General features: G+C 73.0%; 13 protein-coding genes. 4 read left to right on the top strand and 9 right to left on the bottom strand.

All coding sequences use genetic code 11. The annotated features are described in order from the left end of the window. Positions 1-3 precede the first annotated feature (3 nt). Positions 4-996 (top strand): selenide, water dikinase SelD, encoded by a 993-nt coding sequence (gene selD, locus ACFVYA_RS40480; protein WP_387052685.1) that lies wholly within the window; start codon positions 4-6, stop codon positions 994-996. Between the two features lie 58 nt (positions 997-1,054). Beyond that, on the top strand, positions 1,055-1,270 hold the full coding sequence (locus tag ACFVYA_RS40475) for a DUF2795 domain-containing protein (RefSeq protein ID WP_103340712.1): 216 nt from the start codon (positions 1,055-1,057) through the stop codon (positions 1,268-1,270). Here ACFVYA_RS40475 and ACFVYA_RS40470 read toward each other — a convergent pair. Next, complete coding sequence (locus ACFVYA_RS40470) at positions 1,263-1,553, bottom strand: hypothetical protein (RefSeq protein ID WP_387052683.1); 291 nt, start codon at positions 1,551-1,553, stop codon at positions 1,263-1,265. The two genes, ACFVYA_RS40475 and ACFVYA_RS40470, sit on opposite strands and share 8 nt — an antisense overlap. A gap of 53 nt (positions 1,554-1,606) precedes the next feature. On the opposite strand from ACFVYA_RS40470, the gene ACFVYA_RS40465 reads away from it, so the two are divergent. Then, positions 1,607-2,173, top strand: coding sequence for a cysteine hydrolase family protein (locus ACFVYA_RS40465; RefSeq protein WP_387052681.1), 567 nt, complete (start codon positions 1,607-1,609; stop codon positions 2,171-2,173). A gap of 158 nt (positions 2,174-2,331) precedes the next feature. On the opposite strand, the gene ACFVYA_RS40460 is transcribed toward ACFVYA_RS40465, so the two are convergent. Next, entirely contained in the window at positions 2,332-3,231 is a 900-nt protein-coding gene (locus ACFVYA_RS40460) for a serine hydrolase (protein WP_387052704.1), read from the bottom strand. Further along, positions 3,228-4,097 carry a LysR family transcriptional regulator gene (locus ACFVYA_RS40455; RefSeq protein WP_387052679.1) on the bottom strand — a complete coding sequence of 290 codons (870 nt, stop codon included), beginning with the start codon at positions 4,095-4,097 and terminating at the stop codon, positions 3,228-3,230. The genes ACFVYA_RS40460 and ACFVYA_RS40455 overlap by 4 nt, the downstream gene beginning before the upstream one ends. Before the next feature lie 110 nt (positions 4,098-4,207). Here ACFVYA_RS40455 and bla point away from each other — a divergent pair, with 110 nt between their 5' ends. After that, a complete protein-coding gene (gene bla, locus ACFVYA_RS40450) occupies positions 4,208-5,122 on the top strand; it encodes a class A beta-lactamase (protein WP_387052677.1) in 915 nt (304 codons plus the stop codon). Here the strand turns inward: bla and ACFVYA_RS40445 are convergent. The 6 genes from ACFVYA_RS40445 to ACFVYA_RS40420 form a co-directional block, all read right to left on the bottom strand. After that, positions 5,119-5,733: an NAD(P)H-dependent oxidoreductase gene (locus ACFVYA_RS40445; protein WP_387052675.1), complete on the bottom strand. Its 615-nt coding sequence runs from the start codon at positions 5,731-5,733 to the stop codon at positions 5,119-5,121. The two genes, bla and ACFVYA_RS40445, sit on opposite strands and share 4 nt — an antisense overlap. Beyond that, positions 5,730-6,671, bottom strand: a complete 942-nt coding sequence (locus ACFVYA_RS40440; RefSeq protein WP_387052673.1) for a TauD/TfdA family dioxygenase — start codon at positions 6,669-6,671, stop codon at positions 5,730-5,732. The genes ACFVYA_RS40445 and ACFVYA_RS40440 overlap by 4 nt, the downstream gene beginning before the upstream one ends. Next, complete coding sequence (locus tag ACFVYA_RS40435; RefSeq protein WP_387052671.1) at positions 6,668-7,930, bottom strand: ATP-grasp domain-containing protein; 1,263 nt, start codon at positions 7,928-7,930, stop codon at positions 6,668-6,670. The genes ACFVYA_RS40440 and ACFVYA_RS40435 overlap by 4 nt, the downstream gene beginning before the upstream one ends. Then, a complete protein-coding gene (locus ACFVYA_RS40430) occupies positions 7,927-9,189 on the bottom strand; it encodes an ATP-grasp domain-containing protein (RefSeq protein ID WP_387052670.1) in 1,263 nt (420 codons plus the stop codon). Before ACFVYA_RS40430 ends, ACFVYA_RS40435 begins: the two co-directional genes overlap by 4 nt. 73 nt (positions 9,190-9,262) lie before the next feature. After that, positions 9,263-14,662 carry an amino acid adenylation domain-containing protein gene (locus tag ACFVYA_RS40425; RefSeq protein WP_387052668.1) on the bottom strand — a complete coding sequence of 1,800 codons (5,400 nt, stop codon included), beginning with the start codon at positions 14,660-14,662 and terminating at the stop codon, positions 9,263-9,265. After that, a partial coding sequence (locus tag ACFVYA_RS40420; RefSeq protein WP_387052666.1) for a phosphopantetheine-binding protein occupies positions 14,659-14,915 on the bottom strand: 257 nt, incomplete at its 5' end. The genes ACFVYA_RS40425 and ACFVYA_RS40420, both read right to left, overlap by 4 nt.

Here is a 14,915-nt window from a genome sequence, read left to right as displayed (position 1 = left end):
CCGGTGGGTTACCGACTGACGCAGTACGCGCACGGCGGCGGGTGCGCGTGCAAGATCCCGCCCGGCGAACTGGAAGCGGCCGTGGCCGGCCTGACCGGTGCCGTGCCCGCCGATCCTCCTGGCGAGCTGCTCGTCGGCCTCGACACCGGCGACGACGCGGCCGCGGTCCGGATCTCCGGCGACACCGCGCTCATCGCCACCACGGACTTCTTCACCCCGGTCGTCGACGATGCCTACGACTGGGGCCGGATCGCCGCCGCCAACGCGCTGTCCGACGTCTACGCCATGGGCGGCATGCCGGTGGTGGCGGTGAACCTGCTCGGCTGGCCGCGGGAGACGCTGCCGTTCGAGCTGGCCGCGGAGGTCCTGCGCGGCGGCCTCGACGTCTGTGCCGAGGCGGGGTGTCACCTGGCCGGGGGGCACAGCATCGACGACCCGGAGCCGAAGTACGGGCTCGCGGTGACCGGCATCGCGGACCCCGCGCGGCTGCTGCGCAACGACGCGGGCCGGGCCGGCGTGCCGCTGACGTTGACCAAGCCGCTCGGCATCGGCGTGCTCAATTCGCGGCACAAGGCCACCGGCGAACGGTTTTCGCAGGCCATCGACGCGATGACGACGCTGAACGCTCCCGCGGCCCGGGCCGCGCTGGCCGCCGGGGCCGTGTGCGCCACCGACGTGACGGGGTTCGGCCTGCTGGGGCACCTGCACAAGCTGGCGCGCGCCAGCGGCGTGACGGCCCGGGTGGACCCGGCGGCGGTGCCGTACCTCGAGGGCGCGCGGGAGGCGCTGCGCGACGGGTACGTCAGCGGCGGCACCCGCCGGAACCTCGACTGGGTCCGCCCGCACGCCGACCTGTCCCGCATCTCGCCGGAGGAGGCGCTGTTGCTGGCCGACGCGCAGACGTCCGGCGGCCTGCTGGTCGCCGGGGAACTGCCGGGCCACCCGGTGATCGGGTTCCTGGAACCGCGCTCGGAGCACACGATCGTCGTGGGCTGAGTTTCCTTCCCGGCCGCCCCGGGTACGCCGGGTCAGGAGAACGATCAGGAGGTGTGCGATGCCCGCTCCGGACCGGACCAGCCTCGAGCAGCACCTGTCCGAGACCGAGTACCCCTGCGGCCGCGACGAGCTCCTGCGCCGGGCAGCCGCGGCGGGCGGCGGTGACTCGGTGCTGGGCTCGCTCGGCGGGCTGCCGGACAGCGACCGGTACGACGACTTCGACGCGGTGTGGGAAGCGGTGTCCGCCAAGCACATCGGCGGGGCACCTAGGTGAGCCGCTCCACGGCGTCGCGGGCCTCCTTGAGGTCGGCGCCGGTGCTGTCCCGGTAGGCCTTGATCGCCTGGATCTTCTTGCCCTGCCGCAGCAACTCGGTCACCTCGGGGAGCTCCGGCTCCCCGGTGGACACGCCGAGCCGGTCGGCGATCGCGTCGAGCTTCCGCTCCACCCGCGCGAGGCGGCGGTCGACCCGGCCGAGCTTGCGGTCGGTGGCGGACGACGCCAGTCCGACGACCGCGACCAGCAAGACGACACCGAGCAAGAGCATCCCGTAGTCCATGCCGGGCATGCTACTTCGCGGAAACTGTCGGTGCCGGTGGTTAGGGTGACGCCATGACCACACTGACCGGCCGTCCGCACACCGCCCTGCTCGTCGTCGACGTGCAGAACGGCGTGATGGAGACGGCACACGAGCGCGAAACCGTGCTGGCCAACATCATCACGCTGGTGGACCGCGCCCGCGCCGCCGGCACCGAGGTGGTGTGGGTGCAGCACACCAGTGAGGAGCTGCCGCGCGGAAGCCGGACGTGGGAGTACGTGCCGGAGCTGGTGCGCGCGGAGGGGGAACCCCTGGTGCACAAGGAGTACGGCGACTCGTTCGAGGACACCGACCTCGAAGAGGTACTGGCGGCCCGGGGCGTGGGGTCGCTGGTGGTGGCCGGGGCGCAGACGGACGCGTGCATCCGCTCGACGCTGCACGGCGCGCTCGCCCGGGGTTATGACGTGGCGCTGGTGGCGGACGCGCACTCGACGGAGGATCTGACGGCTTACGGGGCGCCGCCGCCCGGGCAGGTCATCGCGCACACGAACCTGTACTGGAAGTACCAGACCGCACCGGGCCGCACGGCCGGAACGGTGGAGACGGCCGAGGTGGAGTTCGAGGTGAAGACACCAGCCTGACCGGCGGCTTCCGGCCGGGCGGCGGGGTCGCGCCGGGGCTGGCCGGTCGGCGGCTACGGGGCGGGGCCGGGCGGCGGGGTCGCACCGGAGGCTGGGCGCTCGGGCGGCGATGCGTCGCCGGCCCCGTGATGATCACCGCCCGGCCCCCGGACGCTTTCTCAGCGTCCGCGCAGCTCGTCGCGCAGGGCTCGGGCCACCCGGGTCATCAAGACCTCCGCCTCCGGCTGGATCGCCGCCGGCACCCTCGACTCGGTCAGCGCCACCACCGCGAACACCCCGCCGTCCGCGTGCTCGACCACGCCCATCTCGTGCCGCATGTTCAGCAGGGTTCCCGTCTTCGACGACCACCGGGCCGCGTCGGAGGCGAACTCGGGGGTCAACCGGTGGCGGATCATGTTGTTCGCCATCAGGTCGCGCACGCCGCCGGCCACCGCCGGGTCGATCTTCGATGGTGTCCACAGCGCTTCCAGCAGCGAGAGCAGCGCGCGGGCCGACGCCGAGTTCGCGCGCGTGACGTCGAGCTGGGGGAGGCGGTGGCCCTGGCCCGCCGTCGATGCGCTGATGGCCAGCGCGTGGGCCAAGTCCGCCTCGCCCGCGTCGAACCGCTCGGCCGGGGTCCGCACCAGGTCGCGCATGAGGTGGCGCACCGCGATCCCGGGAATGCCCCACTCCCCCAGCACCCGCGTGATCTCCGGCGGCGGTGTCAGTCCGAACAGGACGTCCGCGGCCGTCCCGTCGCTCAGGGACGTGCTCAAGTACACCAAGTCGCCGACGGCCACGCGAGCCGGGTGGCGGAAGCGGGTCAGGCCGATCGGGCCGGGGGTGGTGACGCCGCCGGGTGGTACCTCCAGCTGGGTGGCCGCGTCGAGCTCGCCCCGGCGGATGCGGTCCAGGGTGACCGCCGCCAGGGGGACCTTGACCAGGGAGGCGATCGGGTACTCGCGGTCCGGGTCGATGCCGAGTTCGGCGCCCGACCGCAGGTCGCGGACCAGGAACGAGCCGCGCAGGCCGCCCGCGTCCAGTGCCGCCCGCAGGTCGCGGACCAGCGAGGCGGTCACCGGGCGGCGCCGAGGCACCGGCCGACCGCCGCGCGCAACGTCGTCCGGAGCCGGTCCGCGTCCTCGGCCAGTGCCGCCGTGACGCCGAAGCCGCGGGCCGGCTCCAGCTCGCCGATCGGGCGCCAGGACAGCCCCAGGTCCTCCGCCTGCGCCACCGAGCACAGCAGCAGGTCTTCGGACGCGAACACCTCCGCGGCCGCCGACGTCAGCGAATCGGCCACCGCCACCTGGGCCGGGGACAGCCCCACCGCGTCCCGCACCCGCAGCATCCCGTCGCGAACGTGCGGGACGTCGTCCTCCGGCTGGACCCAGACCCGGCGCCGCACGCCGGCGGACCGGCCCACCCGCAGCGTCTCCAGGTGCACGACCCGGCTCGGCAGGGGCGCCACGCCGGCGACCCCCAGCGGCACCGACCACACGGCTTCCCCGGCCGGGACCGCCGTGAGCGCGGCCCGCACCTCGTTCGTGCGGACGAGCTCGGCCCGCTCCCCCGGCCCCGCCGCGCGGAACTCGAGGTGGATCTCCTGCGCCCGCGCTTCGGCGGCGAGCGCGGCGAGCTCCCGCACCCCGCACGTCGCCGGTACGGCCACCCGCACCGGCCGCAGCCGGGCCTGCTTCGCGTCGTGTTCCATCGCCTCGGCCAGCTGCACCAGGCGGCGGGCCGAGGGCAGCACGTCCCGGCCGAACGGCGTGAGCCGCGCCCGGCGGGTCGAGCGGTCGAAGAGCCGCTCCCCGAAGTGCCGCTCGAGCGCGGCGATGCGCCGGCTGGCGACCGGCTGCGGGATCCGCGCGAGCGCCGCGCCCGCCGTGAAACTCCCCGTTTCGCTCACGCTCACGAACGCCCTGCAGCCGCCGACCAGGTCCACGACCTCATCTTATGCCGGATCGGCATCGAACCGCACAGTTCCGTCTTGGACAGCATGAACGAACGTCGTGAGACTGCGGAGGACGATCAAGAAACCGGAAGGAAGTCTTCGTGCCGTTCCCCCCAGCCAGGTGGGCCGCGCTCGCCGCGCTGCTCCTCGTCCCGCTGACCGCCTGCACGGCGGAAGCACCGAAGCCGTTACCGGCCGCGGCACCGGCACCGGCACCGGCACCAGCCGCGGCACCGCAGCCGGACTTCGCCCCGCTCGAACGCAGCTTCGACGCCCGCCTCGGCGTGTACGCCCTCGACACCGGCTCCGGCCGCGAGATCGCCCACCGCGCCGACGAGCGCTTCGGCTACGCCTCGGCGCACAAGGCGTTCTCCGCCGCGGCCGTCCTCCAGCGCACCGGCATCGAAGACCTCGCGAAGGTGCTGACCTACAGCCGGGCCGACCTGCAGGAGAACTCCCCCGTCACCGAAAAGCACGTCGGCACCGGCATCTCGCTGCGCGACGCGATCGACGCGGCGTTGCGCTACAGCGACAACACCGCGGCGAACCTGCTGTTCCGGGAACTCGGCGGGCCGCCGGGACTCGCCGCCGCGCTGCGCGCGATCGGCGACACGACCACCCACGTCGACCGGACCGAACCCGCGCTCAACGACCTCGCGCCGGGCGACCTCCGCGACACGAGCACCCCGCGCGCGATGGCCGGCACCCTGCGCACCTTCGCCCTCGGCGACGCGCTGGCGCCGGAGAAGCGGACCATCTACACGGACATGATGCGCGCGAACAAGACCGGCGCGACCGTGATCCGGGCGGGTACGCCGGCCGGGTGGGCCGTCGCCGACAAGACCGGCACCGGCGAATACGCCACGCGCAACGACATCGCGGTCGTCTGGCCGCCGGGGCGGGCACCGATCGTCCTGGCGATCATGTCCAGCCGACAGGCCGAGAACGCCGACCACGACGACCGGCTCATCGCGCAGGCGGCCGAGCTGGTCTTCGACGCGCTGAAGGCGAGCTAACCGAAGAGCGACAGCACCTCCGCTTCGACGTCGTCGAGCCACGCGGCCCGCTGAGCCGCGTCGGTGTCGGCCACCACCCGCAGCACCATCCGCCGCACCTCGGGCTCGCCGAGGTACGGCGCGAGGCAGCGCCGCCAGATCGCGTCCAGCGGGTCGCCGAACAGCGTCCGCTCCCGCTCCTCCGGGGTGTCCGACGTGTTGACCACCAGCAGCCGCCGCAGGGACAGCAGCGACTCGGGCGCGCCGCCGGCGTCGTCGAGCCGGTAGGCCACGCCGGGGACGAGGATCCGGTCGAGCCAGCCGCTGAGGATCGCCGGCGGCTTGCCCCACCAGTTCGGGTGAATCGCGACGAGCCCGCCCGCGGTACCCACTTCCTCCCGGTGCCGCCGCACCAGCGGGTCCGGTTCGGCGGCGAGGAACTCCTCCGCCCGGGTCCCGCTGGTGTAGGCCTCTTCCGCGGTCAGGACCGGGTCGAAGCCTTCGGCGTACAGGTCGTGGAACCGCACCGGCACCCCGGCCCGCTCCAGCGCGGCGGCCACCCGCGCGGCGAGCGCGTGGTTGAAGCTGCCCGGCCGCGGGTGGGCGAGCAGCACCACCACCGGTGCGGTCATCCCGTCATCGCCACCAGGATGCGCCGCTTGCCGGTGAACGGCTCGCGGCCGTGCGCCATCAGCATGTTGTTGATCACCATGATGTCACCAGTCTGCCACGGGAACGCGTAGCTGACTTCGTCGTAGACCTCGCGGATCTTTTCGATGTCCGCGACGGGGATCGGGCTGCCGTCGGCGAAGTAGGCGTTGCGCGGCAGATCCTCCTCCGGGTACAGCTCCAGCAGCGCCTCGCTGACCTCTTCGCCGAGGCTGGAAACGTGGAAGAGGTTGGCCTGGTTGAACCACACGGTGTCCCCGGTGTGCGGCTCTTCCACGAAGGACGGCCGGACGTGCCGCGTGCGCAGCCCTTCCTCGGTCCACTGATGCGTCTGGCCGTGGCTCGCGCAGTAGTCCTCGACGGCCGCGCGGTCCTCGGTCTGGAACGCCTCCTGCCAGGTCAGCCCGAGCCCTTCGCGGAACGCGCGGGTGTAGGTGACGCCGCCCGCGAACCGCTCCCGCAGGTCTTCGGGCAACAGCCGGAACATCGCCCGGCTGTCCGCGATGGGTGTCGCCCCACCGGTTTCCGCGGCGGTGTCGCACAGGAAGAACAGCCGCGCCGGCCAGCTCGCCGAGTAGGAGTTCTCGTTGTGCATCGGGATCGACTCGGCGGGCGGGTACTCGGTCGAGGTGTAGATGTTGCCCGCCACCGCCGAGCGCGGCGTCGACCGTTCGGTGTAGGTGAGCAGCGCCCCGCCGATCGCCTCGGTGACGGTGTTGAACAGGTCGAGGTCGGCGGGCAGCCCGCGCAGCAGGATCGCGCCGTGCTCGCGCAGGTGGTCCTGCAGCCGCGGCAGGTGCGCCTCCACGGCCGCGAAGTCCGCGGCCGGGAAGACGGCGATCCGGGTGTGCTCGTTGCCCTGCAGCTGCGCCGGCGAAGTCCCGGATGTCACAGCGGTCATGCTTCCTCCAGTTCGAATCGGACGAGCTTGGTGGCCTCGGCGTGCAGCGCGGCCAGGTCGTCTGCGTCGGCGAAGCCGGCGACGAGGACGTTGACGGCGTAGATCTCCTGGTCGTCGGTGAGCACTTGGCCGGGCGAAACGATGGTGACGACGTCGAGGACCTCGGGCAGGTCCGCGACGGCATCGGTGCCTTCGACGCGCACCAGCCGCCCGGTACCTTCGGCGTAGACGACCAGGTACCCGACCGGCACCGGCAGCCCGGTGCCCCGCGCGGGCGGTGGCGTACCGAGGGCGAGGGAGACGGCTTCGGCGGTGACGTCGATGCCGGTGGCGAGCTTCAGCAGTGCGGGCTGCGCTCCCCCGGCCGGACGGCCGGCGTTGACCTCGACGACCACCGGCCCGAGCTCCGCGTCGTCGATCACCTCGACGTGCGCGACCGTCTGGTCGAGCCCGAGAGCGAGCACCGCGGCGGCCGCGGCCGAGCGGATCGCCTCCGCGCCCCGTGCGGACAGCCCGAACGGCGGGCAGACCATACCGAGCTCGAACTTCCGCTCGTCGATCAGCGGTTTGCCGACCACCGTGACGGTCTCCGCCACCCCGGCGCGGACCAGCACGTCCACCGCGTACTCCGGCCCGTCGAGCCGGCCCTCGACGAGGAACACGCGCAGCGGGTCGATGCCTCCGGGCAGCGGGCGGTGGTAGCGCGCGTCCGCGTTCTCCGGCAGCCGGGCGGCCAGCACCTCATAGGCGGCCACCAGTTCGTCCACAGTGGACACCGTGCGGACCAGGGTGCTGGCGGCACCGTTCACCGGCTTGACGATCGCCGGGAGGCCGACCCGCGCGGCGATCCGCGCGGCCTCGGCCGGGTCGGCGAACAACGCGCAACGCGGGCCCGGCAGCCCCGCTTCGGCGAGCCGCTCCCGGACGGCGAACTTGTTGTGCGCCAGGGTGAACACCGACGCCGGGCACCGCGCGACCCCGAGCAGCTCGGCCACCTGGGCGGTGCTCGCGATGATCCCCTCCGCCGCGGTCAGCACCGCGGCGGGTTCCCGGTCCCGGAGCGCGTCGGCGACGGCGGCGACGTCCCGGACGTCCTCGACGACGACGAACCCGTCCACGAGCGGGCCCAGCGCGGCCCGCTCGGCGTCGTCCAGGGGCTCGGTGACGAGCTCGGCCCGCCACCCCGACGCCCGGACGGCGGCCGCGAAGTCCCCGATCCAGTGCCCGCGCGTCTCCCGCACGATGAACGCGGTCTTCACGAAACCTCCAGCCGGATCAGCTTGCTCGCTTCGGCGTGCAAAGCCGCGAGATCGTCGTGATCGGCGAACCCGGCGACGACGAGGTTGACCGCGTACGTCTCCTGCTCGTCGGTGAGCACCTGGCCGGGCGAAACCGTCGTGACGACGTCGACGACCTCCGGCAGCGCGGCGACCTCGTCGAGGCCGCCGATGCTCCGCAAGGTGCCGGAGCCGGACGCGTAGAGGATCAGCATCGCCAAGGGAATCGGCAGTTTCGCCGGTTCCCGCGCGGGCGGCGGCGCGCCCAGGGCGAGCGCGGTCAGCTCGGCGAACACGTCGATGCCGGTGCGCAGCTTGGCCAGCAGCGGCATGATCGAGCCCGCCGGGCGGCCCGCGTTGACCTCGACGATCGTCGGGCCGCGCCGCTCGTCGTCGATCACCTCGACGTGCGCGACCGTGTTGTCCAGGCCCAGCGCGAGCACCGCGGCGGACGCCGCCGCCGTGACCAGTGCCGCCCGCTCGGCGGAGAGGCCGGCCGGCGGGCAGGACAGGGCCAGCTCGAACTTGCGCTCGTCGATCAGCGGCTTGTCGAGGATCTCGATCGGCTCGGCGACGCCGTCGCGGATCAGCACGTCCACCGCGTACTCCGGGCCGTTCAGGAAGCTCTCGGCCAGGAAGGTCGCCGACGGGTCCAGCGTCCCCAGCGGCCGGTGGTAGCGCGGGTCGGCCGACTCGGGCAGGCGAGCCGCCAGCAGCTCGCAGGCGGCCGCCAGCTCGTCCACGGTGGACACCATGCGCACCAGGTTGCTGCCGGCACCGTTCACCGGCTTGACGATCGCCGGGAGCCCGACCCGCTCCGCCACCGAAGCCGCTTCGGAAGCCGACGAGATCAGCGCGGCCTCGGGCCCGGGCAGCCCGGCCGCGGCCAGGGCCGCCCGGACGGCGAACTTGTCCGCGCACACCGCGAACACCGACGCCGGGCACCGCGCGACCCCGAGCAGCTCGGCGACCCGCGCGGTGCTCGCGATGGCCCCGTCCGAACCGGTCAGCACGGCCGCGGGCGCTCCGAAAGCCGACCGGATCTTCGCGGCGACGGCTTCGGCGTCGTAGACGTCGTCGACCGCGACCACTTCGTCCACCAGCGCGGCGAGCGACGCGCGCTCGGCGTCGTCGACCGGCGGCGCCAGCAGCACCGCGCGGTGCCCGGCCGCGTGCACCGCCGCGGCGACCTCGCCGACCCAGTGCCCGCGGGCCTCCCTGATCAGCACCACGGTGCTCACGCGGCCTCCTCGCTGGCGCTCGGCGGCGCCGCGAGCGGCGCTGCTGTGGTGAATGGTGACCTCGCAGGCTCGGTCACGTGGCCTCCTTCCCGGCGAGCTTCCGCTCCCGTTCCTGGGCGCCGACGAGGTCGTCCGGCAGCGAATCGGGGACCTCGGTGTCGAACCGGCGCAGCAGCTTGATGGCGAACCCGCCGGCGTTGATCAGCAGCAGGATCAGCGCGTAGACGACGTAGGCGAGCCCGACGCCACGGCCTTCGCCGGTGCCGAGCACCGCGCCGGCCGACCCGGACAGCGCCCCGCCCGGCGCGAGCAGCGGCGAGAACCAGCCGACGGCCAGCGGCGCCAGCACCGCGAACCCGATCGGCAGCGTGGACCAGGTGATCGTCTGGTTGATCGCGAACACCCGGCCGTGGTAGCGCTGCGGCACCTTGACCTGCACCAGCGTCGCGTAGATGCCCTGCGAGACGGCCATCGCGGCGGCCAGCAGGAACACGCCGGCCGCGACGACGACCAGCGACGGGCGCAGGCCCATCACCAGGCTGCCGAGCGCGATGCCGACGTTGCCGAACAGGACCCCGACCATCCGCCGCTTGCGCGGGCCGCCCCACAGCGCCATGCCGATGCCGCCGGCGACCGCGCCGATCGCCTCGGCCAGCGCGACCTGGGCGACGTCGGTGACCGTGCCGAAGGACAGCACCAGCGGGGAGACGAGCACCAGCGCGGGCGCGAGGAAGACGTTGGCGAGCGCGAAGTACAGCAGCATGGTGCGGAAGCCGCGGTGGTTCCACGAGTACTTCAGCCCGCCCGCGATCGCCGTCAGCAGCGGCTCGCGCGGGCGCCAGCCCAGCAGGTCGGGGAACCGGACGAACAGGAGGCTGACGACGGCGAAGAGGTAGCTCGCCATGTCGAGGACCAGGATCCCGGACAGCTGGATCGCCGCCAGCAGCCCGGCCGCGATCACCGGCATCAGCAGCTGCGCGAAGCCGTTGGACAGCTGGGCGAGGCCCATCGCGTGGCCGAGGTACTGCTTCGGCACCAGCTGCGCCACCGACGACTGGTAGGCGATCCGCTGGATCGACCCGGCGACCGACCCGAGCGGGATCAGCACGTAGAGGAACCACAGCTGGAGGTTCCCCGCGGTCAGCAGGAGCGCCAGCGCGAGCTGGATGACCCCGGCGATCGCGCTGGCCGCGATCATGATGCGACGGCGGTCGCCGCGGTCGACCAGCGCGCCCGCCACCGGCAGCACCAGCACCCCGCACAGCAGGGCCAGCGCCCAGAGCAGGCCGAGGTCGGTGACCGAGCCGGTCTTCGTGTAGAGCCAGATCGGCACCGCGAACGACGTCAGCGCCGAGCCGGTCGAGGAGACCAGCTGGCCGACGGTGACCGTGACGAACCGGGCCATGCTCGGCGGCACCGCGGGCTTTTCGTCCACGGTGGCCCGGTGGGTGTCGTGCACGGCCCAGCCGGCGTCCTCTCCCCGGGCCGAGACGTGCAGGTCTCCGGGTTCGTCGAGGGCCGGGTACACCCGGGTGAGGATCTCCGCCAGCTCCTCCGCGCGGTAGCGGAGGAAGAAGTGCCCGGCCTGGTCGAGCACCACGAGCGCGGTGTGGTCGGTGAGGAACTCCCACTCGCGGTAGCGCTCGGCGTAGTAGTCGGTGACCGGGTCCTCCGAGCCGACGACCGAGACGATCGGCGCGCGCAGCTTGGCGACGCGGGCGTCGAGCAGGCCGCTGAAGTACTCCTCGGCGGCGCGGCTGTCGGCGCGCATGTTGCTGATGATCCGGTCGGCCTGGGCCGGGTCGAGGTCGTCGGTGTCGACGCCCATGCCTTTGAGCCAGTTCGCGTAGTACCGGTTGCTGCGCAGCTTCTCCAGCCGCGTGCGCAGTGTCCCGACCGCACCCTTGATCCGCGCGAACGGGAAGATCGCGCCGATGTGGACGACCTCCAGTTCGCGGCCACGCTCTTCCAGGCGCCGGGCGACGCCGACGGCCAGGGCGTTGCCGACGCCGCAGTGGCCGTAGATGGCCAGGGGGCCGTCGATGCGTTCGAGGACCTCGTCCGCCAGCCGTTCGACCAGTTCGTCGAAGGGCACGGCTTCTTCGGAGAGCCCGACGTCGTGGCCGGGGATCGCCACCGAGAACAGCGAATACCCGCTGGGCAGGGCGTCCGCGAGGGGCTGGTAGACGATCGCGCTGCCGCCGCCGTAGGGGAAGCAGACGTAGGTGAGCGTCGGCTTCGCAACCGGCTTGGTCAGCTCGTACAGCAGGTGGCCCGAGTCGTCGCGGTCGCCGGCCAGGAACACCGCCAGCTCGCGGATCGTGCGGTGCTGGAACAGGTCCATCACGCCGGCCTGGTGCCCGGCTTTCGCGATCCGCGCGACGACCTGGGTGGCGAGCATCGAATGCCCGCCGAGGTCGAAGAAGTCGTCGCCGACGCCGAGTTCGTCGACCTTGAGCACGTCCCGCCAGATTTCGGCGAGCAGCACCTCCAGGGGCCCGGACGGTTCGACCAGGGCCGTGGTGGCGTCACGGGCCGCGACCGGGGCGGGTAGCGCCTTGCGGTCGAGCTTCCCGTTCGGCGTCAGCGGCAGTGCGTCGAGGGTGACGAACGACGGCGGGACCATGTAGTCCGGCAGCGTCTCCTTCAACGCGGTCCGCAGCGCGCCCGCGTCCGCGGCGCCGACGACGTACCCGACCAGCCGCTTGTCCCCCGGCGTGTCCTCGCGGACGAGCACGACCGCGTCGGTCACGCCGGGCTGCTCCCGCAGGCGGGCCTCGATCTCGCCCAGCTCGATGCGCAGGCCCCGCAGCTTGACCTGGTGGTCGAGCCGGCCGAGGAACGCGATCGTGCCGTCGGGCCGCCAGTGCGCGAGGTCGCCGGTGCGGTACATCCGGCCGCCGTGGAACGGATCCGCGACGAACCGTTCGGCCGTCAGCTCCGGCCGGTGGTGGTAGCCCAGCGCCAATCCGGCACCGGCGATGTGCAGTTCGCCGGGCACGCCGACCGGGCACGGGTTGCCGCGCCGGTCGAGGACGTAGATCCGGGTGTTGCGGATCGGCGCCCCGATCGGCACGGACGCGACCCGGTCCAGGGCTTCGGGCGTGCAGTGCCAGGCGGTGACGTCGATCGCGGCTTCGGTCGGCCCGTAGAGGTTGAGCAGTTCGCAGTGCGGCAAGCGCCGGACGAACTCGCGCGCGGTGTCCAGGGGCAGTTCCTCACCGCTGCAGACGACCCGCCGCAGCGCCGTCACCGACTCGATGCCCGGCTCCGCGAGGAACAAGCTCAGCATCGAGGGCACGAAGTGCGCGGTCGTGATCCCTTCGCTGACGAGCAGTTCCCGCAGGTACGCCGCGTCCTTGTGGCCGCCGGGTTCGGCCAGCACGAGCCGCGCGCCGGTGATCAGCGGCCAGAAGAACTCCCACACCGAGACGTCGAAGCTCGCCGGCGTCTTCTGCAGCACCGCGTCCGAGCCGTCGAGGCCGTATTCGCGCTGCATCCAGTCGAGGCGGTTGACGATGCCGCGGTGACCGTTCGGCACGCCCTTCGGCCGCCCGGTGGAGCCGGAGGTGTAGATGACGTACGCGGGATCGTCCGCGCTCGCCAGGGGTTCCACGGGCACGCCCGGCCCGGTCAGCTCGTCGAGGACGACCACGATGGCGTCCCCCGGTGGGAGGGTCTCGCGCAGGGCGGCCTGGGTCAGCACGACCGGCGCGGCCGCGTCTTCGAGCATGAAGGCGAGCCGGTCCGCCGGGTACTCCGGGTCGAGCGGCACGTACGCGCCTCCGGCCTTGAGCACCCCGAGCAGCGCGACGACCAGTTCGAACGACCGCTGCGCGAAGACGCCGGCCAGGGTGCCCGGTCCGACACCGAGTGCGCGCAGGCGGTGGGCGAGCCGGTTGGCCCGCTCGTCCAGCTCCCGGTAGGACAGCGACTGCCCGCGGAAGGTGACCGCGGGCGCGTCCGGGGTGCGGGCGGCCTGGGTCTCGACGAGCGAGTGCAGTGTGCCCGGCGGGATCTCGCCCGCGGTGTCGTTCCACCGGTCGAGGACCAGGTCCCGCTGGTCGCCCAGGAGGTCCAGTTCGGACACCGGCCGCGTGGCGTCGGCGACGATCGACCGCAGCAGCGTGACCAGGCGCCCGGCCATGCCCGCGACGGTCTCCGCGCCGAACAGCGCGGTGTTGTGCACGAACTTGCCGATCAGCCCGGATTCGACTTCGATCGCGTGGAACTCGAAGTCGAACCGGGTGGCGGGCAGGTCCATCGGCAGCCAGCGGAAGTCGACCGCGGACTTGCCTGCCGCGCCCATCCGGCCCATCTCGTAGTTCTGCAGCACGAACATCGCCTGGAACACCGGCGATCGGCTGACGTCCCGCGGCACGCCGAGGGCGTTGACCAGCCGTTCGAACGGGACGTCGGCGTGCTCGAACGCGTCGAGCACGTGCCGGCGGGTCCGGGCCAGGAGCTCGGCGAAGGTGGGGTCGCCGGCCAGCTGGGCGCGCAGCGGCAGCATGTTGATGAACATGCCGACGACGCCTTCGAGCTCGGGCAGCCCGCGCCCGGCCGACGACGACCCGACGGCGAAGTCCTCCTGCCCCGAGTACCGCGCCAGGAGGACCTGGTAGGCGGCCAGCAGCGTCATGAACAGCGTGACGCCGTGTTCGCGGCTCAGCGCGCCGAGAGCACGGGCGAGGTCCTTCTCGACGAAGAACTCGTGGATCGCGCCGTCGAACGTCTGGGTCGCCGGCCGCGGGTGATCCGTCGGCAGCTCCAGGGGTTCGACGCCGTCGAGCGCGGCCCGCCAGTGGTCGAGCTGCCGGTCGAGTTCGGCCCCGGTCAGCGTCCGGCGCTGCCAGTGCGCGAAGTCGCCGTACCCGATCGGCAGGGCGGGCAGAGCGGCCGCCGTGCCGTGGTAGTGCGCCGCGAGGTCGCGCAGGAGCAGGTCGACCGACCAGCCGTCGCCGACGATGTGGTGCGTGCACACGGCCAGGAGGTGCTCGTCGTCGGAGATGCGCGCCAGGGTCGCCCGGAGGAGCGGCCCGGTGGCCAGGTCGAACGGCTCGGCCGCGGCGGCGTCGACCGCCGCCCGGGCCGCTTCCTCGCTGCCTGCGTCCACAATGGACAGGGGGACGGCGGCGACCGGTTCGACGTGGACGGACGGCTGCCCGTCGTCCCCGGCCGGGAACCGCATCCGCAGCGCCTCGTGCCGGGGCGGGAGGGCGTCGAGCGCCGCCTGCAGCACTGCGGTGTCGAGGCGGCCGGTGAGCCGGATCGGCACCGGGATGTGGTACGACGTGGTGCCCGGCGCGAACTGCTCCATGAACCAGACGCGTTCTTGCTGGTAGGACAGCGGGACGGGGTCGCCGTCCGGTCGCGCGGTGATGGTCGCGGCCGGTTCCACGCGCCGCCGCAGCCGCTGTTCCAGCAACGCGCGGCGGGCGGCGGCGCGGCCGGTTTCGTCGATCGTCGTCACGCCGGCCCGCCTTCGGCCAGCTGGGCCCGGACCTCTTCGTCGCTGAGCTGGTCGAGGTCCGCTTCGAGGCGGCGCTCGACCTCGGCGGCGAGCTCGGCCACCGTGGTGAACGAGAACAGCCCGCGGACCGGCAGGTCGACGCCGACCTGCTTGCGGATCCGGACCATCGCCCGGATCGCCAGGAGCGTGTTGCCGCCGTGGGCGACGAAGTCGTATTGCACGCCCAGCTTCTCCACGCCCAGGAGCTCGCCGA

It is taken from the genome of Amycolatopsis sp. NPDC058278 (assembly GCF_042881395.1).
Taxonomy (GTDB): domain Bacteria; phylum Actinomycetota; class Actinomycetes; order Mycobacteriales; family Pseudonocardiaceae; genus Amycolatopsis.
This window is presented reverse-complemented; position numbering and strand designations above follow the sequence as displayed.

Bases quoted from the DNA above. Each gene is read 5' to 3' on its own strand.
- ACFVYA_RS40475 (WP_103340712.1), top strand. From the start codon at position 1,055: ATGCCCGCTCCGGACCGGACCAGCCTCGAGCAGCACCTGTCCGAGACC.
- ACFVYA_RS40470 (WP_387052683.1), bottom strand. From the start codon at position 1,553: ATGGACTACGGGATGCTCTTGCTCGGTGTCGTCTTGCTGGTCGCGGTC.
- ACFVYA_RS40465 (WP_387052681.1), top strand. From the start codon at position 1,607: ATGACCACACTGACCGGCCGTCCGCACACCGCCCTGCTCGTCGTCGAC.
- ACFVYA_RS40445 (WP_387052675.1), bottom strand. From the start codon at position 5,733: ATGACCGCACCGGTGGTGGTGCTGCTCGCCCACCCGCGGCCGGGCAGC.
- ACFVYA_RS40440 (WP_387052673.1), bottom strand. From the start codon at position 6,671: ATGACCGCTGTGACATCCGGGACTTCGCCGGCGCAGCTGCAGGGCAAC.